Here is a 25,926-nt window from a genome sequence, read left to right on the forward strand (position 1 = left end):
AAGGAGAAAATACTCCTTGGTTATTTTAATTGCTGAAATGCGTAATGCGCCATTTTTTTCGTATCAGGATATAGTTGCGCGCGAGTAGAAGATAATACGACGTTAATGACGCGTTTACCGTCTTTTTCATCCACTGTTACGACTGTATATTTGCCGAGTGCTGATAGACCGCTTTTACTTCCAATCGCATATGGATCGTCATATAGTTCTTCTCGTCCATAATTTGCGATGTTTGGAGAGCGTTCTGAAGTATGTAGAGTTGTACGTGTTGAATTCATATATTCTAAAACAACTGGATACTTTAATGCTTCTTTCGTAATAATAGCAATGTCATATGGTGATACTTTATTCCCAATTGCATCAGCACCACTTGCGTTCTTGAAAGTTGCATGCTTTGTACCAAGTTCCTTTGCTCTAGCATTCATCATTTTCACAAATTCATTTTTTGATCCTGCGATATGTTCTGCAATTGATTCAGCTATTGGATCTGCACTAATGATAAGCATAAGTTTTAATGCCTCATCACGCTTTAATTTTTCTCCAGCACGAAGTTTAATTTTCTTGCTTTGACTTTCTGTTTTAATTGCATTTTCTGTAACCGTAATTTCTTCATCTTCTTTTACATTCTCTAGTAAAAGAAGGGTTGTCATCATTTTGGCTATACTAGCCGGGTAAGAACGTTCGTCTTCGCGTTTCCCATACAAAATTTCACCTGTTTTTGCATCGATTGTAACTCCATATTGCCCAGTAATATTAGGTTGATCAGCTCTTACAGCTTGTTGCCTTTGTGCATAAGAGAAGAAAATCATTCCTGTAAATAGTGTAGCAATCATTACAATCATAACTATTGTTCGTTTCATCATCGTTCCCTCTTTTGTTTTCCATATGTACAAATAAATTGGGCAGAAAAAGCAGCCATTAATCATTATGCCACGTTCTCTGCCCAAAAATATAGCGTTATTTTTCGCCCATATTATGCTTCTTATATTGTTGGTTATTACCTTGGCGTCCTTTTTCAACACCTTGATTATGTGGACCTGCGTTTCCAGTTACACTAGCTGCACTAATTCCAGCCTTTGAAGGGTTCTTCTTAAGTTTTGCCATATATATTCCTCCAGTTTCGTCAGATTATAAAAAGGAAAAGTGCATTTAAACAAAGAAAATACACATGTATAGCATAGCCAAATGAAAGAAAAATATTTATTTCAGAAAATTTTATCAATAAATATATTGCGAAAATTTAAACAGTATCATATATTTATTAGTAGAGGCTCACTCATTGATTGCGACTTATGTCGAAAAATTGAATGAGCATTCATTCAAGAATAGGGGGAGAATTGGATGTTCCAAATTAAAAAGGCTGCTGTTCTAGGTTCAGGCGTAATGGGTTCGGGAATTGCGGCACACTTAGCTAATATTGGTATTCCGACATTATTGCTTGATATTGTACCACCTGCGCTTACGAAAGAAGAGGAAGCGAAGGGACTTACATTAGAACATAAAAGTGTGAGAAATCGTTTTAGTAATACGGCTGTACAGAAACTATTGAAGCAAAAACCAGCTCCTCTGACAGTGAAAGGAAATCTAGCACTGATCGAAGCAGGTAACTTAGAAGATGATCTTGAGCTTCTAGCTGATGTAGATTGGATTATTGAAGTAGTAGTTGAAAACTTAGATATTAAAAAGAAATTATTTGAAAAAGTAGACGCTGTTCGTAAACCAGGTTCTATTGTAAGCTCGAATACGTCAGGTATTTCAGTTGAAAAAATGGCAGAAGGTCGTTCAGACGACTTCCAGAAACACTTCTTAGGCACACACTTTTTTAACCCACCACGATATTTAAAACTTCTAGAGGTAATACCGACGAAAGAAACAGATCCACAAGTATTAAGCTTCATGAAACTATTTGGCGAAGACGTTCTTGGAAAAGGCGTTGTTATCGCAAAAGACACACCAAACTTTATTGGAAACCGCATCGGTACGTACGGTTTATTAGTAACTCTTCAAGAGATGATAAAACGCGGCTACAGCATTGGGGAAGTTGATTCTGTAACAGGCCCACTTATTGGTCGTCCGAAGAGTGCAACGTTCCGTACATTAGATGTTGTCGGTTTAGATACATTCGTACACGTTGCAAATAACGTATATGAAAACGTACAAGAAGAAGAGCGTGATGTATTTAAAGTACCAGCTTTCATGCATGACATGCTTGATAAAAAATGGCTTGGAAGCAAAACAGGTCAAGGCTTCTTCTTAAAACAAGGAAAAGAAATTTTAGAATTAAATCCTGAAACGATGGAGTACGAAGCTCGTAAAAAATTAAAAGCTGCATCGATCGAGTTAAGTAAACAAGAAAAAGGTTTATCGAATAAATTGAAAGCGCTTGTATACGCAAAAGACCGCGCAGGAGAGTTGTTATGGAACATCATTACACCAACTCTTTTATACTCTGCAAAACTTCATAAAGAAATTGCTGACGATATCGTTGCAATTGACCAAGCGATGAAGTGGGGCTTCGGCTGGGAGCAAGGGCCATTTGAAGTGTGGGATGCAATCGGCGTTGAAAAATCTGTTCAAAAGATGGAAGAAAACGGCGTAGTTGTTCCTACTTGGGTGAAAGAAATGTTAGAGAAAGGTTTCACTACTTTCTATAAACATGATAACGGCGATAGCTACTATTACGATAATGGCGAATATAAGCTAATCGAGCGTAATAAAAAAGCAATTTCTCTTAAGCAATTAAAAGCGAAAAATGGTGTATTAAAGAAAAATAGCGGAGCGAGCTTAATTGATTTAGGCGACGGTATCCTTTGCTTAGAGTTCCATTCGAAGAGCAATGCAATCGGTATGGATATTACGCAAATGATTAACTACGCTGTTGATGAAGTAGAAAAGAATTATAAAGGTCTTGTTATCGGTAACCAATCGAAGAACTTCTGCGTTGGTGCGAATCTAGCAATGATCTTAATGGAAGCACAAGACGACAATTACTTTGAAATTGAGTTGGTTGTGAAAAACTTCCAAGATGCAATGACGAAAATTAAGTACTCTTCTAAGCCAGTTGTAGCAGCACCATACGGTATGACGCTTGGCGGAGGTACAGAAGTTTGCTTACCAGCAGCTAGCATTCAAGCTTCTAGTGAAACGTATATGGGCTTAGTAGAAGTTGGTGTTGGCTTAATCCCTGGCGGAGGCGGTAATAAAGAGCTATACATTAAACACTTAAATAAAATGCCAAACGGTGTAGAGTTTGATCTGCAAAAAGTTGCGAATAAAGTGTTCGAATCTGTAGCGATGGCGAAAGTTTCTACATCAGCACAAGAAGCTGTATCGAACAACTTCTTAGGCGATAAAGACGGTATTAGTGTGAATGGTGATCACTTACTATATGATGCGAAACAGAAAGCACTTGCTTTATATGAAGCTGGCTATAAAGCACCGATTCGTAAAAAGATACCAGTTGTTGGTGAAACAGGATATGCAACTCTTGTACTTGGTGCAGAAGCAATGCATTTATCAGGTTACATTTCTGAACATGATCTTCACATTGCGAAGAAACTTGCATATGTCATTGCGGGCGGAAAAGTGCCGTACGGAACAGAAGTTGATGAGCAGTATTTATTAGATGTAGAACGTGAAGCATTTATTAGCTTAGTAAGTGAGATGAAATCACAAGCAAGAATGCAGCACATGCTTGTAAAAGGAAAGCCATTACGTAACTAATAACGAGGGGAGATATCGTTCATGAGAGAAGCTGTCATTGTTGCGGGAGCAAGAACACCAATTGGAAAAGCAAAGAGGGGTTCATTAAAAACAGTTCGTCCTGACGATCTAGGGGCGTTAGTAGTAAAGGAAACGTTAAAGCGTGCAAATTATGAAGGACCAATCGATGATTTAATTTTCGGTTGTGCGATGCCAGAAGCAGAACAAGGTTTAAATATGGCTCGTAATATCGGCGGATTAGCAGGACTTTCTTACGATGTTCCAGCTATTACAATTAACCGTTACTGTTCTTCTGGTTTACAAAGTATCGCTTACGGAGCAGAGCGCATTATGCTTGGTCACTCTGAAGCTGTATTATCAGGCGGAGCGGAATCAATGAGTTTAGTTCCAATGATGGGACACGTTGTTCGTCCGAATAGTCGCCTTGTAGAAGCGGCTCCGGAATATTATATGGGTATGGGACATACAGCAGAGCAAGTTGCTGTGAAATATGGAATTTCTCGTGAAGAGCAAGATGCATTTGCAGTAAGAAGTCATCAACGTGCTGCCAAAGCATTAGCGGCAGGAAACTTTGCTGATGAAACAGTATCTGTAGATGTGACGTTACGCTCGGTTGGCTCAAACAATAAACTGCAAGAAGAAACAATCATTTTCGCACAAGATGAAGGTGTAAGAGCAGAGACGACGCTAGACATTTTAGGTAAATTACGCCCAGCATTTAACGTTCGCGGTTCTGTAACAGCTGGTAACTCTTCACAAATGAGTGACGGTGCAGCATCTGTACTATTAATGGATCGTGAAAAAGCAGTGAGCGATGGCATGAAGCCACTTGCGAAATTCCGTTCATTTGCAGTAGCTGGCGTACCACCAGAAGTAATGGGAATCGGCCCAATCGCTGCAATTCCAAAAGCGTTAAAACTAGCTGGCTTAGAGCTATCTGATATTGGCTTATTCGAACTAAACGAAGCATTTGCTTCTCAATCGATCCAAGTTATTCGTGAACTTGGTTTAGATGAAGAAAAAGTAAACGTAAACGGTGGTGCAATCGCACTTGGACATCCACTTGGCTGTACAGGAGCAAAACTAACACTATCTCTTATTCACGAAATGAAACGCCGCAACGAACAATTCGGTATCGTAACAATGTGTATTGGCGGCGGAATGGGAGCAGCGGGAGTATTTGAATTACTATAAAAAAGTGGAAGCGGCTTGTTCAGAACGAGACGACGCTAAAGCAAAGAATGGAAGCAACAAAGGTTTATAAAAAATAAACGGGAGAGCCAGCTTCTTTCAAAAAGAGAGAAGCTGCTCATGAAAATATGAAGGAGGAAATTTTCATGGAAAAAACAGTAGGAAATGCGGTTAAAGGCGGTAGCTTTTTAGTTGATGAGATTACGATTGATCAAGTGTTTACGCCAGAAGATTTTTCATCTGAGCATAAAATGATTGCAAAAACGACAGAGGACTTTATCGTAAATGAAGTTCTTCCAGAGCTTGAATATTTAGAGCAACATGAGTTTGATCGTTCAGTTCGTCTTTTAAAAGAAGCTGGGGAGCTTGGTTTATTAGGCGCTGACGTACCAGAAGAGTACGGTGGGATTGGTCTTGATAAAGTAAGCTCAGCGTTAATCGCAGAGAAATTCTCTCGCGCTGGCGGCTTTGCAATCACTCACGGTGCTCACGTAGGTATCGGATCTTTACCAATCGTATTATTCGGTAACGAAGAGCAAAAGAAAAAGTATTTACCATTACTTGCAACTGGTGAAAAATTAGCTGCATACGCATTAACTGAGCCAGGTTCAGGATCTGACGCATTAGGCGCAAAAACAACTGCACGTTTAAATGCAGAAGGTACACATTATGTATTAAACGGTGAAAAACAGTGGATTACAAACTCTGCATTCGCTGACGTATTTGTTGTATATGCAAAAATTGATGGAGAGCATTTCTCAGCATTTATCGTAGAGAAAGAATACGCTGGTGTATCTACAAGCCCAGAAGAAAAGAAAATGGGTATTAAATGTTCTTCAACTCGTACGTTAATTTTAGAAGATGCGTTAGTACCAAAAGAAAACTTACTTGGTGAAATCGGTAAAGGTCATATTATCGCGTTCAACATTTTAAATATCGGTCGTTATAAATTAGGTGTTGGTACAGTTGGATCTGCGAAACGTGCAGTAGAAATTTCAGCACAATATGCAAACCAACGTCAACAGTTCAAACAACCAATCGCTCGATTCCCATTAATTCAAGAGAAACTTGCGAATATGGCAGCAAAAACATATGCAGCTGAAAGTTCTGTATATCGTACAGTAGGTTTATTCGAAAGCCGCATGAGCACATTATCTGAAGAAGAAGTAAAAGACGGTAAAGCAGTAGCAGCTTCTATCGCTGAATATGCAATCGAGTGCTCTTTAAACAAAGTATTCGGTTCTGAAGTATTAGACTATACAGTAGATGAAGGTGTTCAAATTCACGGTGGTTACGGATTCATGGCAGAATACGAGATTGAAAGAATGTACCGCGATTCTCGTATTAACCGTATTTTCGAAGGAACGAACGAAATTAACCGCCTAATCGTACCAGGTACGTTCTTACGTAAAGCGATGAAAGGTGAATTACCACTTCTTCAAAAAGCACAAAAATTACAAGAAGAGTTAATGATGATGATGCCAGAAGAAGTAGGCGATGAGCCATTAGCACTTCAAAAATATTTAGTAACTAACGCGAAGAAAATCGGCTTAATGGTAGCTGGATTAGCTGCTCAAAAATACGGTAAAGCATTAGATAAAGAGCAAGAAATTCTTGTAAATATCGCTGACATCGTAAGCAACCTATACGCAATGGAGTCAGCTGTTCTTCGTACAGAAAAAGCAATTAAAACAACTGGTCTTGAAAAGAATAAACAAAAAGTGTTATACACTGAAGTATTCTGCCAAGAAGCATTCAACGAAATCGAAGCAGATGCGAAAGAAACACTTATCGCAGTTGAAAACGGCGACATGCTGCGCATGATGTTATCATCATTACGTAAATTAACTCGCCACACACCACTTAACGTAATTCCGAAGAAACGTGAAATCGCTGCGAAAATTTTAGAAGATGAGCGTTACACAGTTTAATATCTTTAAAGAACAGTAGTCGTTTATACGGCTACTGTTCTTTTTTTTGAAAAAAAGAAATTTTTAGTGACATAAAACTAATACCATTAGTATAATAAAACTAATGGTATTAGTTTTTGTGAAAAGGGAGATGGGACTATGAGGATGATACATGAAAAAACGTTATATCAATTGTCATTTTTGCCAAGAGCGTTTCCTGTAAATTGTTACTTTGTAGAGGAAGAAGATAGTTTAACTTTAATTGACGCGGCTTTGCCATATAGCGCAAAAGGTATTTTACAGGCGGCTGAGAAAATAGGGAAACCAATTACTAAGATTGTATTAACACATGCGCATGATGATCACATCGGTGCATTAGATGCATTAAAGGAAGTACTTCCTCATGTTCCAGTCCATATTTCTAAGCGGGACGCAAAGCTGTTAGAAGGAGATACGACGTTACAAAAGGATGAACCGAATATACCGATAAAAGGCGGTGTACCTAAAAAAGTAAAAACGGTACCTGATGTTTTATTAGAAGATGGCGACCGAGTTGGATCGCTTCTTGCAATTATGACACCGGGACATACACCAGGATCCATGTCGTTTCTTGATGTACGAAATAAAGCTCTTATTGTTGGGGATGCATTTCAAACAAGAGGAGGTATGGCTGTTTCGGGACAAATGAAATTTTGGTTTCCGTTTCCAGCGATGGCGACGTGGAGCAAAGAAATATCATTACAAAGTGCACAGAAGCTAAGCGAATATGAACCTTCCTTGCTTGCGGCAGGGCACGGAAAAATGATAAAGGACCCAGGGGCTGTTATAGGGCTTGCTATTAAGGAAGCGAAACGGAATATAGAAAGTAAGAAAGAGGGATAATTTATGTCACCGAGAATCGGACTTACATTACAGAAAATTGTAGAAACAGCTGCAGAAATTGCAGATACAAATGGAATACAAGAAGTAACGTTAGCTTCATTAGCGCAAAGGTTAGGGATACGTTCGCCCTCACTATATAATCATGTAAAAGGGTTACAAGATGTACGGAAAAATCTTGGTATTTACGGAATAAAACAGCTGCATAACAAACTGGAAGAAGCGGCCGAGGATAAACGTATGGATGAAGCAATTCATGCATTAGGAGAAGCGTATGTAGCATTTGTCCGAAAACATCCTGGACTATATGAAGCAACTTTTTTACGAGATGAAGAAGTAAGAAAAGCAGGTGACGAAATTGTAAAGCTTTGTCTTCGAGTTTTACAACAGTATGGCTTAGAAGGAGAGAATGCACTTCATGCGACACGCGGATTCAGAAGTATTTGTCATGGATTTGCTTCGATTGAACAGCAAGGCGGATTTGGTTTGCCGTTAGATCTGGATATAAGTTTACATGTATTATTGGAAACGTTTATTAAAGGATTACGTGAATAAGAAGCGAGGCAAACAAAAACCTTAGAAGTGATTCTAAGGTTTTTTAGTGCATATGATTCAAAAAGAACGGTAGGCTTTTTCTCATTACATGATATTATTTAGCAGGTTTGAAAAATGTGTATATAGCTACGGAAAGGCAAACGAAAATAAAAGCAATAGGATCTTGATATGGACTAGGCTCAGAGCCCTTCTGGATTTCTGTAAGGAAGTCATGTGTTTTCATGTTCATTGCTCCTTTAACTAATAAAATTTATATGATGCGAGGGTTATGGTGGATAGATAAGAAATTTTTGGAATTTCATCTAATAATTATTCTATAGTAATCTAATTCCAAAAACTATATAATACAAAGCTTTCATGATATGTAAAATTGCATATTATTCTTTTTGAAAAATTTGTTATATTATCTATATATTTGTATTAAAGGGTTTTTGTTAAGGTAATGAAAACAAATGGAGGAATAGTATGAGAAAAACAGTATTAGACGCGTATAATGCAGAAAGAGAAGTAGATAACATAACATATAAAAATCTAGTTGTAACGATTGCAAGCATTCTAGGGTTCTCACTCTTAGGGGGATTATTCCTTGCTTTAGCCCTTGGAATTTTTGGAGAAGAGGTATTACGTGCTAATTTAGAGGGATATTATTTACTTCTATTTGATGCAGCTGTTGTTACTATTGTTTTATTTGCGTATAAACCAGTGCTTCATTTTATTAAGAACATATGGGATGTATCTATTTTAAAAAATGGGAAAACCTACTTGTATTTATTAATAGGTTTTATCATCATTGCATTAACTCAGTATGTAATGTTAGAGTTGTTTAGCTTTGAAAGTGCAGAGCAGCAACGAGATCAATTAGGGAGCTTAGGACTTCAAAATAGTCTACAAAGTATTATATATGTGTTAAGTGTTGCTATAATTACACCAATTAAAGAAGAAATTTTATATAGAGGTATTTTGTATCGATTTTTTGAAAAGAAATATAGTTTTCTAGTTGGTATCATTATTTCTTCCTTTATCTTTGGGATTCTTCATGGTGGTTTTCCGGTTACGGCAATGATTATGGGGATTGTATTTGCTATGTTATATAAGAAAACACAATCTATTTTACCTAGCATCATTTTACATATTGTATGGAACCTACTTGTGAGTATAAGTATGATTGTTTCTTTATAAAATTGAATGAATATTTAGCATAAAAGATGAATGGCCTAGCTATTCATCTTTTATTTTGTTTATATGTGGGAAAAGTTGATGAATACAATCCAAAAAGAACCAAATACTAATGATGAATGAACAAAGAAAGGCGGGTATGTTATATGCAAAACTTAACAGAGCTTGAAGTAGAAAATTTACGTCATTTGATTGGTGGACACGCTACCATTATTAACAAGTTGGAGCAGTATGCACAGACGTGTACAGATCCACAACTGAAACAAATGCTACAAAAAGATGCGCAAGATGCACGAAATACGAAACAGCAATTAATGACTTTCCTAGGATAGGAGGAAGAGAAAGATGAATGAAAAAGATATGGTAAATGATTATTTAGCAGGATTGAATGCAAGTTTAACAAGCTATGCAAATTATATTGCTCAGTCTGATAATGAACAGTTACATCAAACGTTAATCCAAATTCGTAATCAAGATGAGGCGCGCCAACGTAATATGTATGAGTACGCAAAGCAAAAGAGTTATTACAAACCGGCAGCACCTGCTAATCCGATGATCGTGCAGCAATTAAAAAGTCAGTTAAGTGCAGAATAATTGGATGAAAAAACGGGCGAAAATAGATTCGCTCGTTTTATTTTTTTGTATGTCAATAAATACATAATAAATATTTTTCCAGTTGTAACAAATATGACGAAAATGGAATATAACAATTCACAAAAAGGACAAACACTTTGTTCAATATTTCACAAAGTATCCATGGTTTCTATCGTGAGAACCTCTATAATTAAGAGTGTAAAGAACAAAAGAAATAGATTATATGATCACTTAGGAGAGATTGCTATGAAAAGACATACAAGAAAAATTGCAATTATCGGTACTGGATTAGTTGGATCAAGTTGTGCGTATTCCATTGTAAATCAAGGGATTTGCGAAGAGCTATTATTAATTGATATAAATCATGAACGTGCAGTTGGGGAAGCAATGGATTTATCACATTGCATTAACTTTACAAATACAAGAACAAAAGTATATGCAGGAAGCTATGAAGACTGCAAAGATATGGACATCGTTATTATTACAGCAGGTCCAGCACCAAAACCAGGGCAAAGTCGCTTAGATACTTTAGGAGCGAGTGCGAAGATTATGGAAAGTGTTGTTGGTGGCGTAATGGAAAGTGGATTTGATGGTATTTTCTTACTTGCATCGAACCCAGTTGATATTATTACATATCAAGTTTGGAAATTATCTGGATTACCTAGAAATCGCGTAATCGGTACTGGTACATCACTAGATTCTTCTCGCTTAAGAACAATTTTATCTGAAATGCTACATGTAGACCCTCGTAGTATTCATGGGTATTCATTAGGAGAACATGGTGATTCTCAAATGGTTGCTTGGTCTCATGTAACTGTTGGTGGAAAGCCAATTCTGCAAATTTTAGAAGAACAAAAAGAACGATTTGGTGAAATAGATTTAGATGAAATCGTTGAGAAGACTGCAAAAGCCGGATGGGAAATTTATAAACGTAAAGGAACTACTTATTACGGAATCGGAAATTCTCTAGCATATATTGCAAGCTCAATCTTTAATGATGATCATCGTGTCATTGCTGTATCAGCCATTTTAGATGGTGAGTACGGTGAATACGATATTTGTACAGGAGTACCAGCTATTATTACTAGAGACGGTATAAGAGAAGTTGTAGAACTCAATTTAACAGAGGATGAAGAATCTCGATTCGCAAAATCAAACGATATTTTACGTGATTATATGAAAACAATTGGTTACTAACTTATAGAAGAAGGTGAAACAAATGAAGGAATATATAATGTCTCGTGTATTTAAAGCATCTGCTGGAATCGCACAAGGTATTTTCGTATCCCTCGGAATTGGTTTACTAATCGAAAATATAGGAAGAATTGTTGATATTCCGTTGCTTATTACAATCGGAGTTGTTGCAAAATCACTTATGGCACCGGCCATTGGTGCTGGAATTGCTTTTATGCTCGGTGCAAATGGTCTTGTAATCTTCTCGGCTATGGTAGCTGGAGCGATTGGTGCCGGATCCATTTCAATTACTGAAGCTGGTCTAATTATTAAAACAGGTGAGCCAATCGGTGCGTTATTAACAGCAACTTTAGCTGTATATATTGGTAAACGTTTAAGCGGAAAAACTGCTTTAGATATGATGCTCGTTCCATTTGCGGCCATATTAGGTTCTGGTTTAGTTGGTATTTGGTTATCTCATAATATTACTCCTGTTTTAAATGCAGTTGGAGCGTTTATTAAAGATAGCTCAGCTGGTAGCCCGTTTATCGCTTCTATCGTCATTGCAGTAGTTTGGGGACTATTACTTATCTCTCCAGCTTCATCAGCTGCGTTAGCGATCGCACTTAGCTTAGACGGTGTTGCAGGTGGTGCAGCTCTTGCCGGATGCGTCGCTCAGTTTATCGGATTCTCTGTCATCTCAGCAAAAGAAAACAATTTAGGTGGCATATTAGCTCAAGCTCTTTGTACTCCGAAAGTACAGTTGCCAAATATCACTAAAAATCCAATGATTCTCGTCCCAACTGTCGTCGCCAGTGCTATAGTCGGTCCGGTATCCGCATTAATTTTCCAACTGGAAGCAGGAAAAGAAATTGCAGGTCTTGGATTAAGTTCTCTTATCGCACCAATTAATTTAATTTCCAGCGAAGGATGGGAAGTTCTCCCGGCGATGGTAATTACTTATATCGTCATTCCAGTAGCTGTTTCTTATATACTTTACATTGTTCTTAAAAAAGCAGGTCGTATTCATTCTGGTGATATGACTGTACCGCAATCTTAAATTGAAAATCTCCTTAATAATAGATAAAAGCAGACTGAGAAGCCACAGTCTGCTTTTTTATGTTACATTTTATGATTTTGTTTTACTGGAACTCTTATCGGTTCTTTTGCTAATAAGAGCTGAACGCCGAAGTATAGTATGCTTGCAAGTGTCATTCCAGAAACGGCATCTACAAAGGCATGTTGCTTCGTAAATAGCGTTGATAAAATAATAAGTGTACCGAAGAAAGTAAGGATGTAATATTCAAAAGCATGTTGTTCTCTACGCTTAAAGGAAGCTAACATAATTACAAATGTAGTAAGAACGTGAATGCTAGGGAAACAGTTTACCGGTTGATCGATACTATAAATATAGCGAACTAGTTCAGAAAATACATCTGTTCCAACGACAGTCGGACGCGGTACAGTTGTTTGCCAAAAATAATAAATAGAAAAACAAGCAAGCTTTCCAAAAATAACACTACTTAAAGTGACATAATATTGCTTTCGGTCAGCGAAGCAGTAATAAATAAGTGCGCCGTATAAGTATGGAAACCAAAGTAAATAAGGAATAATAAATGCTTTTACAAATGGAATCCAATCATCTACTACAGTTGTAACGTCTACTGCGTGAACAGTCGATTTATTTAATACGTCGTAAAGGGGACTTACGAGTACGAGTAGAAGTATATAACTTAACGGAAGAAAAGATGAAAGTTTAAATTTCTTCATGTTGATCTCCTATGTTTAGTAATGTAAGTAAATTCAATTGATTATAATATAGAAACGTGAATTGGGCTATCGATTTTACTTACATTTTCTTGAATTAACCTTACGTTTTTGTCACTTGACTAAAAAGAAGGGGGAGGGTGCTAAATGAAGCGTTTATCATATTTTTTAGTTTTTATATTGTTATGCCTAGTAGGTGCTGGGTGTGCAAAGAATAACGAAGGAGAAAAATTAGAATATAACGGAAGAGCACTCGTAATTGGAGTTGTTGGAGAAAAGCCGAAAGATACGTTTAGGAATGTAAAGTTTGAAAGTATAAAGTTAGAAGAAATGCAGGAGAAATCAGCAAAAGTTGATGGTTTTTTCGTTATGAAAGAATACTTTAAAGAGGCATCAAAGGAGCAGTATACGGACTTATTTTTATCGTTAAAGAAGCCGGTATTTTTTATTGGTTTGCAAGATAGACCGTATTTAATTTTTACTAACAAGGATTTAGATTATGATAATACCCCAAAGGATAAAACGATGACGTATACGCAAGGGTTTGTAAATATGGGGAACCCTGAAGGTCAATATTGGGGTATGGGATTATATAATGATACTGTTTCCGATCGAAATATTCATAATATGTATATAGTAGTATTTCAAACCATTTCGGATTACTTAAGTCGATGATGAAGGAGCCTGTAAACGAGGCTTCTTATTTTTTTATGTAGAAGCTAGTTTAAGTATGGGGAATACAGAAGTTGCTGATAAAATAGATAAAAATGGTTTTGAACTTGGGGAGGAGGCCTCTTTAGCAAAATATGAAGTGGGTATAGATATACCTATACCATTTACAAATCATGATTTACATATCGGGGTTCACCCTCACTTGGACAAACGGGTGGTTCTTTTAAGGTAAGTTCAAGTGGATTTAAAGTAAATTTCCCTTGGGGGCCTGGAGCTAGTCCTGTGGGTACAGGTGTTGAAGTAAAGATAAAATAAAAAGGATTATTTTTTATGACTTTAGAAAGTTTGAAAAAAATTTTAATAATTCTTTTTGTTATTTGTTTTTTTGGTACTATTATTTTTACAATGTTTGATGTTACATATAATTTAAAAGAAAAATAATCTTTTCATTGATATATTTAATTACAGTTCCTATTAGTTTTTTAATTTTATATAAAATAGGTAAATTTTTCATTAAATAAAGAGGTGAATTAAAATGGAGAAAGTAGAGAAAGATACATTACTTCCGATTGGTTCAGCTGTGAAATTTAAAACATGGGAACAACCATTGATGATATATGATAGAAAACAAGAAGATTCAAAAACTAAGAAAACTTGGGATTATGTAGCTTGTTATTATCCTATCGGAAATATTTCAACCGAATATAATATGTTTTTTAATCATGAACATATATCAGAGGTGATTTTTACTGGATATGTAAATGGAGTTGCGTGAAGAGTTAAAATAATATTATAGATGCTATAGTTTTTTTGAATGGAAATAGGGGGTATTTATTGTGAGAATAAGGGGGAATGATGTTGAAAACTATTAAAAATACATTATTATTTGTTCTATGTTTGGTGGTTCTTAGTGGTTGTTTTACAAGAGAGGGAACGATTGTTGGTGGTAAGGTTCATGGAGGTTCAAATAGTATAGATGGAAAGTATAAAAGTTTCACAGGTTTTGCAACTCAAGATATGGATGTAAAAAAAGGTGAAAGTTGGATATTTACTTTTGATGATAAAACTAAGCAAGGAACCATAAAGGCTTATGTTTTAGATTCAGATGATAATACAATACTGGAAGTTAATAGTGGAAAAGGCGAAAATAATATTAAAGTGTCTAAAGATGATACATATAAAGTTAAAATTATAACAGAAGAACATGGTGGGGAATTTGAAATATCATGGAAAAAAGAAAAGTAGCTAGTTAATAAGTAGAGGGATTATTATTATGTTCTTAGGAGTTGAATGGCTTCCAAAGAGATGGGGAAAAAGGAAAATTTCAGAACAGTTTCTGTAAGTGAAATTTGCTGATGAAGGAAAAGTAATTTTGATTATTACTTATGCTATAGATTTATATGTGAATTATATTCCTTTAAAAGTAAAGAAATATAATTCACTTTAATTTCTATTGAATATAGAAGTGAGTATGCTATGAAAGTCATGTGTATGCATGGCTTTTTCTTTGTAGTAATTTCTTAATCATCATGGAATTCTCTCACTATTACGGCCAAAATCGTTAGTTCCTTTTATCTGTGCGCCTTTGTCATGTGAATTGTTTCCAAGTTTTGTGACTATAGGAAGAAACCGATGCAGCCCAGGGGTTAGTAAAGAAAAATAGGGAGTTAATCAAACGTTTGTTTAAGCTGTATGTTCGGTAGGAAGAAACCGATGCAGCTCAAAGGTTAAGAAAGAAAAATAGAGAATTAATCAAACGTTTGTTTAAGCTGTATGTTCGGTAGAAAGAAACTCATGTAGTTCAAAGGCTAACAAAGGAAAATAAGAAATTAATCAAACGCTTGTTTAAGATATATGTTTGGTGCAGAATCTAAAAAAATTTATATATTTATTTTTTTCTTAACAAATGGCGGAAAAATAAGAAAAATTCGCAGGATTATTAAAAATTATCACGAAATAAGTAAAAGTTTAGCGAATAATGGTTTGAAATAATAAAACGTTTTCTATATGATAAAGGTAAAGGTTAGTAAAAAAGTAGGTGAATTTATGACAGTAACATTTTATTCATATCCAAAGTGTGGCACATGTCAAAAGGCAAAGAAATGGTTTGAGGCAAACGATGTAGCATATGAGATGATTCATATTGTTGAAAATCCACCATCAAAAGAAGATTTACGTAATTTACATGAAAAAAGTGAATTACCATTAAAAAAATTCTTTAATACAAGTGGAATGCGTTACCGTGAACTTGGTCTGAAAGATAAGTTGAAAGATGCAAGCGAAGACGAAATGTATGAGCTTTTAGCATCTGATGGCATGTTGATCAAACGTCCAATTGTAACAGATGGAACGAATGTAACACTTGGTTTTAACGAAGAGCAGTTTGAAAGTGTGTGGAAAAAGTACCAATAAGGTATTTTTACATAATTAATACATTCACTGGAGGTACAGTCATGAGCATTCCAAATAATTTACGTTACTCTGAAGAACACGAATGGGTAAAAACTGAAGGTAATGAAGTTGTTATCGGTATCACTCACTTTGCACAAGGTGAGCTAGGTGATATCGTATTCGTTGAACTTCCTGAAGTAGGTGCAACAATCGAAGCTGACGAGCCATTCGGAAGCGTAGAATCTGTTAAAACAGTTTCTGAGTTATACGCACCTGTAAGCGGTAAAGTTGTAGCAGTAAACGAAGAATTAAGTGACCAACCAGAACTTGTTAACGAATCTCCATACGAGGGTGCATGGATGGTTAAAGTTGAACTTTCTGATGCAAGCCAAGTTGAGAAGTTATTAACTGCAGAAAAATATGCAGAAATGACAAACCAAGACTAATTATAGTCGACTAAAGGACAGCCTTTGTGCTGTCCTTTTTTATTTTGTGTAAAATAATGAATGTAGAATCATATACTAATTATCGTGTAGGAGAACGTTTTTTGAAAAAACTTTTTCGTTTAATCTTTATGCAGGTCTAGCCGTTTTTGTTTTTCGTTGTCTAGCTCCAGCGACTAGATTGTTCGGTGGCTTCGCTTCTTCCTACAAGTCAAAAAGCGCCTCTACGTCAGAAGCTCCATCCCCCTCACAATCTAAATGAGCCGCTTGTGCTTTTCATTGTCTAGCTCCAACTCCTAGCCCTTCATGTCTAAGAACCTTCCGCACGAGAAGACAAAAAGCGTCTTCTGTACGGAAGAACCTTAGCCAACAGGGCTAAACAGTCGGTTTCGCTTTTCTTTTGCAAAAATAAACAGGAAACAACATGAAAATAACGAATATACTATATACTAAGTTCAAGGTTGTATAGTATATGGTGATCGGGTGATGACATATGATTTATGTGGAAAAAGTCATTATTGTAGAAGGTACATCAGATAGAAGAAAGATTGAATCTATTATTCGTGAACCAGTGGAAATTGTTTGTACAAATGGTACAATTGGTTTGTCGAAAATGGATGAGCTCGTTGATCAGTTTTTTGATAAGGAAGTGTATGTGCTAGTGGATGCTGATGATGCTGGAGAAAAGTTAAGGAAACAATTTCGAAAAGAATTTCCGCAAGCCGAGCATATCTATATTGATCGCTCGTACCGAGAAGTGGCAACTGCACCATCTACACACTTAGCAAATGTATTATGGGGAGCCGACATTGACGTTTATACAGAATATTTACGGTAAGGAATGATAGAAGTGATCGATTGGACAGGAGCCGAAGCTACAGCCCTAATAGAGAATGAAGAAAAAACAGTGTTATATGTATATACTCCAATGTGTGGAACATGCCAATTAGCAAAAAAGATGTTAACAGTCGTTGAGATGACAATTGAAGGCCTCAAAATTGGGATGTTAGATTTAAATTATGCTCCGCATTTAGCGAAAGAGTATGGGATTGAAAGTGTACCTTGTTTACTTGTTTTTGAAAATGGGACACTGATGAAGAAGATATATGCATTTCATTCGGTTGAATATCTATATACGGAATTAAAGTAGGCGGCAAAATTTTTGCCGCCTCGACATATTTCTTGGGAAATATGTCGAGATGCAGGATGGATACAGTATTTGTCGAGCGAAAATAACAGGATTGCTCTTTATTGAGAGGGAATGGTATGTAATAGAAAGTGATATGAAGGATGTGATTTAGGGTGAAATTATATTCTTTGCTTCAATCATTTGTAAATTACGCTAATGGTCAATATCATTTAGAGCCGCTTTTAAGACGAGAGGAGAAAACTGTTAATTTCCGCTTTAGAGATGAAAGTTGTTCGTTACAAATTTCAAGAGATTATATAGAGCTGCTACAAGAGGAAAGAGGAACGGAACAAATCATTTGCTTAGACGAAAAGGATATAGAACAATTGGTGAATGGAAATGTACGATTGCAAATGTTAATGAACGATGGGCGTGTACAATATTCGGGAACGTACCAAACGATGTTATTAGTTGAATCAATGTTTCATATATGTAAACCGATGTCAGTAGGTGCTTAAAATTCTGAAGTTTCATTTTTTGCGAAAATTTCTGTTGACATGGTGAGTGTATATTGATACAATTCAAGTCATAAAATATAGACAATTTCATAAATTTCAAATCAGACGAAAATTGAATCTGATTTCTCTTATCAAGAGAGGTGGAGGGACTGTGCCCTGTGAAGCCCGGCAACCGTCAACTTATGTTGAAATGGTGCCAATTCCTGCAAAGCGAATGCTTTGAGAGATGAGAGAGAGGGATAATGTTGTTATATACGCATATAAACCTTTCTGCTTCTCTAAAGCAGAAAGGTTTTTTTATTGTTTGAATGTGGAGGACATTCAAATAATAAAAGTAATGATAACAGTGGACTACACGCATTAAAAATAAAAAATTGCGGAGTCGACCTAAACAAAAAAGGGGTGAACATCATGATTCTATTAGAGAATGTAAGGAAAATATATAAGGCGAAAAGCGGTGATGTCACTGCTGTAGATAACGCCAATTTAAAAATAGAAAAAGGCGAAATATTTGGTGTTATCGGATATAGCGGCGCTGGGAAAAGTTCTTTAATCAGATTGTTTAATCAGTTAGAGAAACCGACTTCTGGCCAAATTACAATTGCGAATCGTGTTATATCAGCAATTACAGGAAGTGAACTTCGTAAGGCAAGGCAAGAAATCGGAATGATTTTTCAGCACTTCAACTTACTTTGGTCACGAACTGTACGTGAAAATATAGAGTTTCCACTTGAAATTGCAGGTGTTGATAAAACGAAGAGAAGAAAACGTGTTGATGAATTAATTCATCTTGTTGGATTAGAAGGAAGAGGAGACGCGTACCCATCTCAGCTGAGCGGGGGACAAAAACAACGCGTTGGGATTGCAAGAGCATTAGCTAACAACCCACAAGTACTTTTATGTGATGAAGCAACGTCAGCTCTTGATCCAGAAACGACAGATCAAATTTTGGATTTACTATTAGACATTAATAAGCGCCTTGGTTTAACAATTGTACTCATTACACATGAGATGCACGTAATTCGAAAGATTTGTAATCGAGTGGCAGTAATGGAGAGAGGAAAGATTGTAGAAACGGGTCCAGTACTTGATGTATTCCGTAATCCGAAGCAAGATATTACGAAACGATTTGTACAGCAGTTAACAGATTCTGAAGATACAAATGAAACGATTGAAAGTTTAATTGAAAAATATCCAGATGGAAAAGTGATTCGTTTGCAGTTTATCGGTGAGGCTGTAGAAAGACCAGTGCTTCAACGATTGATGCAGCGCAGTGATATAGAAGTTAGCATTTTGCAAGGAAATATCGCACAAACGAATAACGGTTCTTACGGTAGTTTAGTTGTTCATTTAAATGGTGAGGAAACAGCAATCCAGCAAGCAATAGAAGGAATTCATCAAGATCAAGTAGAGCTGGAGGTGATTGCACATGGATAAGTTACTCGCAAATGTTGATTGGAATCAAATGTTAGAAGCAACTGGTGAAACGTTATATATGACGGCAATCGCAGCTCTTGCGACATTTGTTTTAGGACTAATTTTAGGATTGTTACTCTTCATGACAGCGAAAGATAATTTATGGGAAAACAAATCAATTAATACGGTGATTGGAGCATTCGTAAATATATTCCGTTCTATACCGTTCATCATTTTAATTATTTTATTAATCCCATTCACAAAGATTCTTCTTGGAACAATTCTTGGAGCAAGTGCCGCGCTGCCGGCTTTAATTATTGGAGCGGCACCATTCTATGCGAGAATGGTTGAAATCGCACTTCGCGAAATTGATAAAGGTGTAATTGAAGCTTCAAAAGCAATGGGAGCAAAAACAAGCACAATTATTTTAAAAGTATTGATTCCAGAATCGTTACCAGCATTAGTATCTGGTATTACGGTTACGACAATTGCTTTAGTAGGCTATACAGCAATGGCGGGAGTTGTTGGTGCTGGTGGTCTTGGAACACTTGCTTACTTAGAAGGATTCCAGAGAGGGAATAACGATGTAACAATCGTTGCGACAATTTGTGTATTACTAGTTGTATTTTTAATTCAGTGGATTGGTGATAGTTTAACGACTCGAATAGATAAACGATAATAAAAAACGGGAGGATGTTTCAAATGAAAAAATTATTACTTACGGCACTTATTTCAACTTCAATTTTTGGTTTAGCTGCTTGTGGCGGGAAAGATAAAGATGAAAAGAAACTTGTTGTTGGTGCTTCTAACGTACCGCACGCTGAAATTTTAGAAAAGGCAAAACCGTTACTTGAGAAAAAAGGAATCGAGTTAGAAATTAAAAAATTCCAAGACTACGTATTACCAAATAAATCGTTAGCGGATAAGGATTTAGATGCAAACTACTTCCAGCACATTCCGTATTTAGAAAAAGAAATTAAAGATAAAAAGTATGACTTTGAAGTAGCAGGAAAAATTCATTTAGAGCCAATTGGTGTATATTCTCAAAAATATAAGAGCTTAAAAGAACTTCCGGACGGAGCAACAATCATTATGAGTAATTCTGTGGCTGACCATGGACGTGGTTTAGCAATTTTACAAAAAGAAGGCATTTTAAAAATTAAAGATGGGGTAGATCCAGTTAAAGCAACTCCAAAAGATATTGCAGATAATCCGAAAAATCTAAAATTCAAAACGGATATCGAGCCTGGTTTATTGCCACAAGTGTATAACAATAAAGAAGGCGATGCTGTTTTAATTAACTCTAACTATGCAATTGATGCAAAGTTAAATCCAGAAAAAGATGCCATTGCAATTGAAGGAAATGATTCACCGTACGCAAACATAGTAGCTGTTCGTAAAGGCGATAAAGATAAGAAAGAGATTAAAGCTCTTGTAGAAGTATTACATTCTAAAGAAATTGAAGACTTCATTAATAAAGAATATAAAGGGGCAGTTGTTCCTGTAAAAGAATAATTGCTGAAAAGGGCTGGTCTGATGCCAGCTCTTTTTCATAACTACATAACTATTGGGGAGAAGGGGACATCATATGAAAAAGATTCTATTGTCAGTTGTTACAGCGCTGTCTGTATTTACATTAGCTGCTTGCGGAGGGAAAGATGAGAATAAGCTTGTTGTTGGAGCTTCTAACGTGCCACACGCTGTTATTTTAGAAAAGGCACAGCCGATATTAGAGAAAAAGGGTATTAAATTAGAAATTAAAAAATTCCAAGATTATGTGTTGCCGAATAAAGCGTTAGCGGATAAGGAAATTGATGCGAACTACTTCCAACACATTCCTTACTTAGATAAAGAAATCCAAGAAAAAGGATATAAAATTGTAAACGCAGGAAAAATCCATTTAGAGCCAATGGGCATTTATTCTAAGAAATATAAAAGCTTAAAAGACTTACCAGATGGCGGGACAGTGATTATGAGTAATAACGTAGCGGAGCGTGGCCGTATGTTAGCATTGTTACAAAAAGGCGGCGTGATTAAGCTTAAAGATGGTGTAGATGTGGTTAAGGCGACAGTAAAAGATGTAGTCGAAAATCCGAAAAACTTAAAATTTAAAACAGATGTTGAACCTGGACTTTCACCGAAGTTGTATGAAAATAATGAGGGAGATGCTTTATTCATTAATTCGAACTATGCAATTGATGCAAAATTAAATCCAACGAAGGATGCAATTGCGATTGAAGGAGCAGACTCTCCGTATGCAAACATCATTGCAGTTCGTAAAGGTGATGAGAAGAAAAAAGAAATTAAAGAGCTAGTAGAAGTGTTACATTCAAAAGAAATTCAAGATTTTATTAATAAAGAATATAAAGGTGCTGTACTTCCGGTAAGTGAATAAATATAAGGAAAGGACTGGGAAATTACCAGTCCTTTTTTCTTTATATAAATAAGAAGAAAGGTGTATCATAGAAAGATGTAAAGGAAATACTTATATACATTTGTGAAAAAACGGTTACTTTTTTTCGTCGTTTGCGATATCATTTTATTTGATATAAAATTAGAATGAGAATAAAATGAGAATATGAACGTTTTAGGAATTTTTAAAATGTATATATAGGATTAATGGAGGTATTGAGATGGCTGGTTCTACATTAACGGTTAAAGACTTACACGTATCAATTGACGGCAAAGAAATTTTAAAGGGTGTAAACCTTGAAGTAAAAGGTGGAGAAATCCACGCAATTATGGGACCTAACGGAACAGGTAAATCAACTTTATCTTCTGCAATTATGGGTCACCCAAAGTATGAAGTAACAGAAGGTAGCATCATCATTGACGGTGAAGATGTATTAGAAATGGAAGTAGACGAGCGCGCACAAGCGGGTCTATTCCTAGCAATGCAATATCCAAGTGAAATTAGCGGAGTAACAAACGCTGACTTCTTACGTTCTGCAATTAACGCACGTCGTGAAGAAGGCGATGAAATTTCTCTTATGAAATTTATCCGTACATTAGATAAAAACATGGAATTCCTAGAAATGGATCCAGAAATGGCACAACGTTACTTAAACGAAGGTTTCTCTGGTGGAGAGAAAAAGCGTAACGAAATTCTTCAATTAATGATGATTGAGCCAAAAATCGCAATCTTAGATGAAATCGACTCAGGTCTTGATATCGATGCATTAAAAGTTGTATCTAAAGGTATTAACCAAATGCGCGGCGAAGAGTTCGGTTGCCTAATGATTACGCATTACCAACGCTTATTAAACTACATCACTCCAGACTTCGTTCACGTTATGATGAACGGTCGTATCGTTAAATCTGGTGGCCCTGAGCTTGCACAACGTCTAGAAGCTGAAGGTTACGACTGGATTAAAAAAGAATTAGGTATTGAAGACGAAACAACAGAGCAAGAAGCGTAAGAGAGGAGCATAAACATGACAATCGGTACATTACCTTTCGATCAAGAAACAATCCGTCAACGCGCAAGCGAAGTAAACGAAGCTGCTTGGTTGACTGAGTTCCGCTTACAAGCTCTTGCACAAGCAACAGAACTTCCAATGCCAACGCCTGATAAAACGAAAATTGAAAAATGGGACTTTATCGGAAAAGGCGACGCTGCTAAGCAAGAGCCTGTAAGTTCTTTAACAGAGCTTCCAGAAGCAGTGAAAAACTTAATCGATGAAAATAACAGCGTATTAGTGCAACGTACTGGTACAACTGCGTTCGTTTCTTTAGCAGACGAAGCAAAAGACAAAGGTGTTATTTTCACAGATATCGTAACAGCTGCAACAGAGCATGCTGAATTACTACAAAAGTATTTAATGAAAGACGGAGTGAAAGTAGACGAGCATCGTCTAACTGCACTTCATGCTGCATTAATCAACGGCGGTGCATTCGTATATGTTCCGAAAAACGTTGTTCTTGAAACTCCACTTCAAGCTGTATTCTTAGTAGACGGCGAAGAAGCTAACGTATATAACCACGTATTATTCGTAGCTGATGCGAACAGTACTGCAACTTATGTAGAAAACTATGTTGCAAATGAAAATGCTAAAGGTATTGCAAATATCGTAGCAGAAGTAATTGTGGAACAAGGCGCACAAGTGAAATTCGGTGCGGTTGATCTATTAGCAAAAGACGTAACAACTTACGTTAACCGCCGCGGTGTTGTTGGACGCGACGGCCGCATTGATTGGGCTCTAGGCCTTATGAATGACGGAAACACAATTTCAGAGAACGTTACGAACTTAATGGGCGACGGTTCATATGCTGATACGAAAACAGTAACAATTGGCCGTGGTAACCAAACACAAAACTTTACAACTAAAGTTGTTCACTTCGGTAAACACTCTGAAGGTTGGATTTTAAAACACGGTGTACAAAAAGATAGTGCAACATCTATCTTTAATGGAATTGGTAAGATTGAACACGGTGCATCTAAATCAAATGCACAACAATCTTCTCGCGTTCTTATGCTAGACGAAAAAGCTCGCGGTGATGCGAACCCAATTCTTTTAATTGATGAAGATGATGTTATGGCAGGTCACGCAGCTTCAGTAGGCCGCGTAGATCCGTACCAATTATACTACTTGATGAGCCGTGGTATTCCAAAACGCGAAGCAGAACGTTTAGTCATCCATGGATTCTTAGCACCTGTAGTAAATGAGCTTCCAATTGAAGGAGTAAAAGCACAGCTTGTTGAGGTAATTGAAAGGAAAGTTCGCTAATGAATATTCATGAAATACGCAAACAGTTTCCAATTCTTGATCAAAAAGTGAACGGCAAACAACTTGTTTATTTCGATAGTGCAGCAACTTCTCAAAAACCAATTCAAGTCATTGAAACGTTAGAACGTTACTATAAAGAATATAATTCTAACGTGCATCGCGGTGTTCATACGCTCGGTACAAAAGCTACCGACGCGTATGAAGGTGCACGTGAGAAAGTTCGCAAGTTTATTAACGCGAAATCAATGGAAGAGATTATTTTCACGCGCGGAACGACAACTGCATTAAATACAGTAGCGGCTAGCTATGGCCTTGAAAATGTAAAAGAAGGCGATGAAATCGTTATTTCTTACATGGAACACCATAGTAACATCATTCCGTGGCAACAAGTTGCGAAGAAAACTGGTGCAACTTTGAAATACCTTCCGCTTCAACCAGACGGTACAATTTCTTTAGAAGATGTTCGTCAAACTGTTACACCGAATACAAAAATCGTTTCTATTATGCAAGTATCAAACGTACTTGGAACGATTAACCCTGTAAAAGAAATCGGAGCAATCGCACACGAAAACGGAGCAATTATGGTCGTTGATGGTGCACAAAGTACACCTCACATGAAAGTGGATGTACAAGATTTAAACTGTGATTTCTACGCATTATCTGCTCATAAGATGTGCGGACCTACAGGTATCGGCGTATTATATGGTAAGAAAGAATTGCTAAACAATATGGAGCCAATTGAATTTGGTGGTGAAATGATTGATTTCGTAGATTTACAAGAATCTACTTGGAAAGAGCTTCCGTGGAAGTTTGAAGCGGGTACACCGATTATCGGTAATGCAATCGGACTTGGTGCGGCAATTGATTTCCTAGAAGAAATCGGTCTTGATAATATTGAAAAGCATGAGCATGAATTAGCGCAATACGCTTTAGAAAGACTATCAGAAGTAGATGGCGTTACAATTTATGGTCCAAAGCATCGCGCTGGTCTTGTTACATTTAATATTGAAGACGTACATCCTCACGATGTAGCGACTGTATTAGATGTAGAAGGCATTGCAGTTCGCGCAGGACATCACTGTGCACAACCGCTTATGAAGTGGCTAAAAGCTTCTTCAACAGCACGTGCGAGCTTCTATTTATATAATACAAAAGAAGAAATTGATACATTTGTTGAATCGCTAATCAAGACAAAGGAGTATTTCACAAATGTCATTTAATAATTTAGATACGTTATATCGTCAAGTTATTATGGATCATTACAAAAATCCTCGTAACCATGGCGTGTTAGAAGATAGTGTTACCGTTAACTTGAACAATCCAACTTGCGGCGATCGTATTCAACTTACGATGAAAGTAGAAGAAGGTATTGTGCAAGAGGCGAAGTTTGAAGGCGAAGGATGTTCAATCTCAATGTCTTCAGCTTCAATGATGACACAAGCAGTAAAAGGTAAGAAAATTGAAGAAGCACTTCAGCTTTCGAAAATTTTCTCTGACATGATGCTAGGAAAAGAGTACGATGACAGCATCGATTTAGGAGATATTGAAGCATTACAAGGCGTATGCAAGTTCCCTGCACGTATTAAATGTGCAACATTAGCGTGGAAAGCGTTAGAAAAGGGCTTAAACGAAGATAAGTAATGTTAAAGGTTCCTAAAAATG

The 25,926-nt window shown here is 36.6% G+C and carries 29 protein-coding genes, 2 pseudogenes and 1 riboswitch; of the genes and pseudogenes, 28 read left to right on the forward strand and 3 right to left on the reverse strand.

From position 1 onward, the window contains the following. Positions 1 to 20: 20 nt before the first annotated feature. Entirely contained in the window at positions 21 to 860 is an 840-nt protein-coding gene (locus tag ACO6VI_RS11890) for a D-alanyl-D-alanine carboxypeptidase family protein (RefSeq protein WP_000831465.1), read from the reverse strand. Positions 861 to 957: 97 nt separating this feature from the next. Next, complete coding sequence (locus ACO6VI_RS11895) at positions 958 to 1,104, reverse strand: YuzL family protein (RefSeq protein WP_001096346.1); 147 nt, start codon at positions 1,102 to 1,104, stop codon at positions 958 to 960. Between the two features lie 237 nt (positions 1,105 to 1,341). Between ACO6VI_RS11895 and ACO6VI_RS11900 the strand changes: the two genes are divergently transcribed. The 10 genes from ACO6VI_RS11900 to ACO6VI_RS11945 all read left to right on the forward strand — a co-directional run bounded on the left by ACO6VI_RS11900 (position 1,342) and on the right by ACO6VI_RS11945 (position 12,261). After that, on the forward strand, positions 1,342 to 3,723 hold the full coding sequence (locus ACO6VI_RS11900) for a 3-hydroxyacyl-CoA dehydrogenase/enoyl-CoA hydratase family protein (RefSeq protein WP_098818386.1): 2,382 nt from the start codon (positions 1,342 to 1,344) through the stop codon (positions 3,721 to 3,723). Between the two features lie 21 nt (positions 3,724 to 3,744). Continuing rightward, positions 3,745 to 4,917 (forward strand): acetyl-CoA C-acetyltransferase, encoded by a 1,173-nt coding sequence (locus ACO6VI_RS11905; protein ID WP_001206331.1) that lies wholly within the window; start codon positions 3,745 to 3,747, stop codon positions 4,915 to 4,917. 143 nt (positions 4,918 to 5,060) lie between these two features. Further along, positions 5,061 to 6,845 (forward strand): acyl-CoA dehydrogenase family protein, encoded by a 1,785-nt coding sequence (locus tag ACO6VI_RS11910; RefSeq protein ID WP_000416293.1) that lies wholly within the window; start codon positions 5,061 to 5,063, stop codon positions 6,843 to 6,845. Between the two features lie 138 nt (positions 6,846 to 6,983). After that, positions 6,984 to 7,706 carry an MBL fold metallo-hydrolase gene (locus tag ACO6VI_RS11915; protein WP_088020151.1) on the forward strand — a complete coding sequence of 241 codons (723 nt, stop codon included), beginning with the start codon at positions 6,984 to 6,986 and terminating at the stop codon, positions 7,704 to 7,706. Positions 7,707 to 7,709: 3 nt separating this feature from the next. Further along, the gene (locus ACO6VI_RS11920) at positions 7,710 to 8,258 is read left to right on the forward strand and encodes a TetR/AcrR family transcriptional regulator (RefSeq protein ID WP_088020153.1); all 549 of its coding nucleotides are present in this window, start codon (positions 7,710 to 7,712) and stop codon (positions 8,256 to 8,258) included. A gap of 465 nt (positions 8,259 to 8,723) precedes the next feature. After that, positions 8,724 to 9,437 carry a CPBP family intramembrane glutamic endopeptidase gene (locus tag ACO6VI_RS11925; protein ID WP_001232991.1) on the forward strand — a complete coding sequence of 238 codons (714 nt, stop codon included), beginning with the start codon at positions 8,724 to 8,726 and terminating at the stop codon, positions 9,435 to 9,437. A gap of 143 nt (positions 9,438 to 9,580) precedes the next feature. Beyond that, positions 9,581 to 9,766 (forward strand): hypothetical protein, encoded by a 186-nt coding sequence (locus ACO6VI_RS11930; RefSeq protein WP_001180555.1) that lies wholly within the window; start codon positions 9,581 to 9,583, stop codon positions 9,764 to 9,766. Positions 9,767 to 9,779: 13 nt separating this feature from the next. Further along, positions 9,780 to 10,028 (forward strand): spore coat protein, encoded by a 249-nt coding sequence (locus ACO6VI_RS11935; RefSeq protein ID WP_001002981.1) that lies wholly within the window; start codon positions 9,780 to 9,782, stop codon positions 10,026 to 10,028. Between the two features lie 246 nt (positions 10,029 to 10,274). Next, positions 10,275 to 11,225 (forward strand): L-lactate dehydrogenase, encoded by a 951-nt coding sequence (locus tag ACO6VI_RS11940; RefSeq protein ID WP_000820660.1) that lies wholly within the window; start codon positions 10,275 to 10,277, stop codon positions 11,223 to 11,225. Positions 11,226 to 11,247: 22 nt separating this feature from the next. Then, a complete protein-coding gene (locus ACO6VI_RS11945) occupies positions 11,248 to 12,261 on the forward strand; it encodes a PTS transporter subunit IIC (RefSeq protein WP_063548949.1) in 1,014 nt (337 codons plus the stop codon). Positions 12,262 to 12,323: 62 nt separating this feature from the next. On the opposite strand, the gene ACO6VI_RS11950 is transcribed toward ACO6VI_RS11945, so the two are convergent. After that, complete coding sequence (locus ACO6VI_RS11950; protein WP_000713776.1) at positions 12,324 to 12,971, reverse strand: phosphatase PAP2 family protein; 648 nt, start codon at positions 12,969 to 12,971, stop codon at positions 12,324 to 12,326. Between the two features lie 144 nt (positions 12,972 to 13,115). On the opposite strand from ACO6VI_RS11950, the gene ACO6VI_RS11955 reads away from it, so the two are divergent. From ACO6VI_RS11955 to sufU, 18 genes and pseudogenes are all read left to right on the forward strand, one after another. Continuing rightward, positions 13,116 to 13,643 (forward strand): hypothetical protein, encoded by a 528-nt coding sequence (locus ACO6VI_RS11955; RefSeq protein ID WP_000826910.1) that lies wholly within the window; start codon positions 13,116 to 13,118, stop codon positions 13,641 to 13,643. A 55-nt stretch (positions 13,644 to 13,698) separates the two neighbouring features. Then, positions 13,699 to 13,955: pseudogene (locus tag ACO6VI_RS11960) on the forward strand (hypothetical protein). A gap of 15 nt (positions 13,956 to 13,970) precedes the next feature. After that, positions 13,971 to 14,161 (forward strand): annotated as a pseudogene (locus ACO6VI_RS11965) (hypothetical protein). Positions 14,162 to 14,175: 14 nt separating this feature from the next. Next, positions 14,176 to 14,415, forward strand: coding sequence for a DUF4176 domain-containing protein (locus ACO6VI_RS11970; RefSeq protein ID WP_003272334.1), 240 nt, complete (start codon positions 14,176 to 14,178; stop codon positions 14,413 to 14,415). Between the two features lie 80 nt (positions 14,416 to 14,495). Next, positions 14,496 to 14,885, forward strand: a complete 390-nt coding sequence (locus ACO6VI_RS11975; RefSeq protein WP_000920743.1) for a hypothetical protein — start codon at positions 14,496 to 14,498, stop codon at positions 14,883 to 14,885. 801 nt (positions 14,886 to 15,686) lie between these two features. Further along, positions 15,687 to 16,052, forward strand: a complete 366-nt coding sequence (locus ACO6VI_RS11980; protein WP_000218968.1) for an arsenate reductase family protein — start codon at positions 15,687 to 15,689, stop codon at positions 16,050 to 16,052. Between the two features lie 41 nt (positions 16,053 to 16,093). Beyond that, positions 16,094 to 16,477, forward strand: a complete 384-nt coding sequence (gcvH, locus tag ACO6VI_RS11985) for a glycine cleavage system protein GcvH (RefSeq protein WP_000026896.1) — start codon at positions 16,094 to 16,096, stop codon at positions 16,475 to 16,477. A 490-nt stretch (positions 16,478 to 16,967) separates the two neighbouring features. Next, on the forward strand, positions 16,968 to 17,312 hold the full coding sequence (locus ACO6VI_RS11990; RefSeq protein ID WP_000640870.1) for a toprim domain-containing protein: 345 nt from the start codon (positions 16,968 to 16,970) through the stop codon (positions 17,310 to 17,312). A 3-nt stretch (positions 17,313 to 17,315) separates the two neighbouring features. Next, the gene (locus ACO6VI_RS11995; RefSeq protein WP_002025020.1) at positions 17,316 to 17,624 is read left to right on the forward strand and encodes a thioredoxin family protein; all 309 of its coding nucleotides are present in this window, start codon (positions 17,316 to 17,318) and stop codon (positions 17,622 to 17,624) included. A 152-nt stretch (positions 17,625 to 17,776) separates the two neighbouring features. Continuing rightward, positions 17,777 to 18,121: a hypothetical protein gene (locus ACO6VI_RS12000; RefSeq protein ID WP_000781229.1), complete on the forward strand. Its 345-nt coding sequence runs from the start codon at positions 17,777 to 17,779 to the stop codon at positions 18,119 to 18,121. A 125-nt stretch (positions 18,122 to 18,246) separates the two neighbouring features. Further along, positions 18,247 to 18,354: riboswitch (SAM riboswitch) on the forward strand. A gap of 178 nt (positions 18,355 to 18,532) precedes the next feature. Beyond that, positions 18,533 to 19,558 carry a methionine ABC transporter ATP-binding protein gene (locus ACO6VI_RS12005; RefSeq protein WP_000601791.1) on the forward strand — a complete coding sequence of 342 codons (1,026 nt, stop codon included), beginning with the start codon at positions 18,533 to 18,535 and terminating at the stop codon, positions 19,556 to 19,558. After that, entirely contained in the window at positions 19,551 to 20,216 is a 666-nt protein-coding gene (locus ACO6VI_RS12010; RefSeq protein ID WP_000359401.1) for a methionine ABC transporter permease, read from the forward strand. The genes ACO6VI_RS12005 and ACO6VI_RS12010 overlap by 8 nt, the downstream gene beginning before the upstream one ends. 23 nt (positions 20,217 to 20,239) lie before the next feature. Continuing rightward, positions 20,240 to 21,052: a methionine ABC transporter substrate-binding lipoprotein MetQ gene (metQ, locus tag ACO6VI_RS12015; protein WP_000735081.1), complete on the forward strand. Its 813-nt coding sequence runs from the start codon at positions 20,240 to 20,242 to the stop codon at positions 21,050 to 21,052. A 73-nt stretch (positions 21,053 to 21,125) separates the two neighbouring features. Then, on the forward strand, positions 21,126 to 21,932 hold the full coding sequence (gene metQ, locus ACO6VI_RS12020) for a methionine ABC transporter substrate-binding lipoprotein MetQ (RefSeq protein ID WP_000722397.1): 807 nt from the start codon (positions 21,126 to 21,128) through the stop codon (positions 21,930 to 21,932). A gap of 238 nt (positions 21,933 to 22,170) precedes the next feature. Further along, positions 22,171 to 22,956, forward strand: a complete 786-nt coding sequence (gene sufC / locus ACO6VI_RS12025; RefSeq protein WP_000929163.1) for a Fe-S cluster assembly ATPase SufC — start codon at positions 22,171 to 22,173, stop codon at positions 22,954 to 22,956. Between the two features lie 15 nt (positions 22,957 to 22,971). Continuing rightward, the gene (gene sufD / locus ACO6VI_RS12030) at positions 22,972 to 24,264 is read left to right on the forward strand and encodes a Fe-S cluster assembly protein SufD (protein WP_000152173.1); all 1,293 of its coding nucleotides are present in this window, start codon (positions 22,972 to 22,974) and stop codon (positions 24,262 to 24,264) included. Further along, entirely contained in the window at positions 24,264 to 25,484 is a 1,221-nt protein-coding gene (sufS, locus tag ACO6VI_RS12035) for a cysteine desulfurase SufS (RefSeq protein WP_001020767.1), read from the forward strand. The genes sufD and sufS overlap by 1 nt, the downstream gene beginning before the upstream one ends. Then, on the forward strand, positions 25,474 to 25,905 hold the full coding sequence (gene sufU, locus ACO6VI_RS12040) for a Fe-S cluster assembly sulfur transfer protein SufU (RefSeq protein WP_000009523.1): 432 nt from the start codon (positions 25,474 to 25,476) through the stop codon (positions 25,903 to 25,905). Before sufS ends, sufU begins: the two co-directional genes overlap by 11 nt. The last annotated feature ends 21 nt before the right edge of the window (positions 25,906 to 25,926 follow it).

The organism is Bacillus sp. PSXD-155, from assembly GCF_049310765.1.
In the GTDB taxonomy this organism is placed as follows: Bacteria; Bacillota; Bacilli; order Bacillales; family Bacillaceae_G; genus Bacillus_A; species Bacillus_A cereus.

What these genes read in the sequence shown, in the direction of transcription:
- ACO6VI_RS11915 (WP_088020151.1), top strand. Translation starts at nt 6,984, where the DNA reads ATGAGGATGATACATGAAAAAACGTTATATCAATTGTCATTTTTGCCA.
- ACO6VI_RS12010 (WP_000359401.1), top strand. Translation starts at nt 19,551, where the DNA reads ATGGATAAGTTACTCGCAAATGTTGATTGGAATCAAATGTTAGAAGCA.
- metQ (WP_000722397.1), top strand. Translation starts at nt 21,126, where the DNA reads ATGAAAAAGATTCTATTGTCAGTTGTTACAGCGCTGTCTGTATTTACA.
- ACO6VI_RS11970 (WP_003272334.1), top strand. Translation starts at nt 14,176, where the DNA reads ATGGAGAAAGTAGAGAAAGATACATTACTTCCGATTGGTTCAGCTGTG.
- ACO6VI_RS11900 (WP_098818386.1), top strand. Translation starts at nt 1,342, where the DNA reads ATGTTCCAAATTAAAAAGGCTGCTGTTCTAGGTTCAGGCGTAATGGGT.
- sufD (WP_000152173.1), top strand. Translation starts at nt 22,972, where the DNA reads ATGACAATCGGTACATTACCTTTCGATCAAGAAACAATCCGTCAACGC.
- ACO6VI_RS11945 (WP_063548949.1), top strand. Translation starts at nt 11,248, where the DNA reads ATGAAGGAATATATAATGTCTCGTGTATTTAAAGCATCTGCTGGAATC.
- gcvH (WP_000026896.1), top strand. Translation starts at nt 16,094, where the DNA reads ATGAGCATTCCAAATAATTTACGTTACTCTGAAGAACACGAATGGGTA.
- ACO6VI_RS11895 (WP_001096346.1), bottom strand. Translation starts at nt 1,104, where the DNA reads ATGGCAAAACTTAAGAAGAACCCTTCAAAGGCTGGAATTAGTGCAGCT.
- sufU (WP_000009523.1), top strand. Translation starts at nt 25,474, where the DNA reads ATGTCATTTAATAATTTAGATACGTTATATCGTCAAGTTATTATGGAT.
- ACO6VI_RS11910 (WP_000416293.1), top strand. Translation starts at nt 5,061, where the DNA reads ATGGAAAAAACAGTAGGAAATGCGGTTAAAGGCGGTAGCTTTTTAGTT.
- ACO6VI_RS12005 (WP_000601791.1), top strand. Translation starts at nt 18,533, where the DNA reads ATGATTCTATTAGAGAATGTAAGGAAAATATATAAGGCGAAAAGCGGT.
- sufS (WP_001020767.1), top strand. Translation starts at nt 24,264, where the DNA reads ATGAATATTCATGAAATACGCAAACAGTTTCCAATTCTTGATCAAAAA.
- ACO6VI_RS11930 (WP_001180555.1), top strand. Translation starts at nt 9,581, where the DNA reads ATGCAAAACTTAACAGAGCTTGAAGTAGAAAATTTACGTCATTTGATT.
- ACO6VI_RS11955 (WP_000826910.1), top strand. Translation starts at nt 13,116, where the DNA reads ATGAAGCGTTTATCATATTTTTTAGTTTTTATATTGTTATGCCTAGTA.
- ACO6VI_RS11920 (WP_088020153.1), top strand. Translation starts at nt 7,710, where the DNA reads ATGTCACCGAGAATCGGACTTACATTACAGAAAATTGTAGAAACAGCT.
- ACO6VI_RS11925 (WP_001232991.1), top strand. Translation starts at nt 8,724, where the DNA reads ATGAGAAAAACAGTATTAGACGCGTATAATGCAGAAAGAGAAGTAGAT.
- ACO6VI_RS11980 (WP_000218968.1), top strand. Translation starts at nt 15,687, where the DNA reads ATGACAGTAACATTTTATTCATATCCAAAGTGTGGCACATGTCAAAAG.
- ACO6VI_RS11890 (WP_000831465.1), bottom strand. Translation starts at nt 860, where the DNA reads ATGAAACGAACAATAGTTATGATTGTAATGATTGCTACACTATTTACA.
- ACO6VI_RS11950 (WP_000713776.1), bottom strand. Translation starts at nt 12,971, where the DNA reads ATGAAGAAATTTAAACTTTCATCTTTTCTTCCGTTAAGTTATATACTT.
- ACO6VI_RS11940 (WP_000820660.1), top strand. Translation starts at nt 10,275, where the DNA reads ATGAAAAGACATACAAGAAAAATTGCAATTATCGGTACTGGATTAGTT.
- ACO6VI_RS11935 (WP_001002981.1), top strand. Translation starts at nt 9,780, where the DNA reads ATGAATGAAAAAGATATGGTAAATGATTATTTAGCAGGATTGAATGCA.
- ACO6VI_RS11905 (WP_001206331.1), top strand. Translation starts at nt 3,745, where the DNA reads ATGAGAGAAGCTGTCATTGTTGCGGGAGCAAGAACACCAATTGGAAAA.
- metQ (WP_000735081.1), top strand. Translation starts at nt 20,240, where the DNA reads ATGAAAAAATTATTACTTACGGCACTTATTTCAACTTCAATTTTTGGT.
- ACO6VI_RS11990 (WP_000640870.1), top strand. Translation starts at nt 16,968, where the DNA reads ATGATTTATGTGGAAAAAGTCATTATTGTAGAAGGTACATCAGATAGA.
- ACO6VI_RS11975 (WP_000920743.1), top strand. Translation starts at nt 14,496, where the DNA reads ATGTTGAAAACTATTAAAAATACATTATTATTTGTTCTATGTTTGGTG.
- ACO6VI_RS11995 (WP_002025020.1), top strand. Translation starts at nt 17,316, where the DNA reads ATGATAGAAGTGATCGATTGGACAGGAGCCGAAGCTACAGCCCTAATA.
- sufC (WP_000929163.1), top strand. Translation starts at nt 22,171, where the DNA reads ATGGCTGGTTCTACATTAACGGTTAAAGACTTACACGTATCAATTGAC.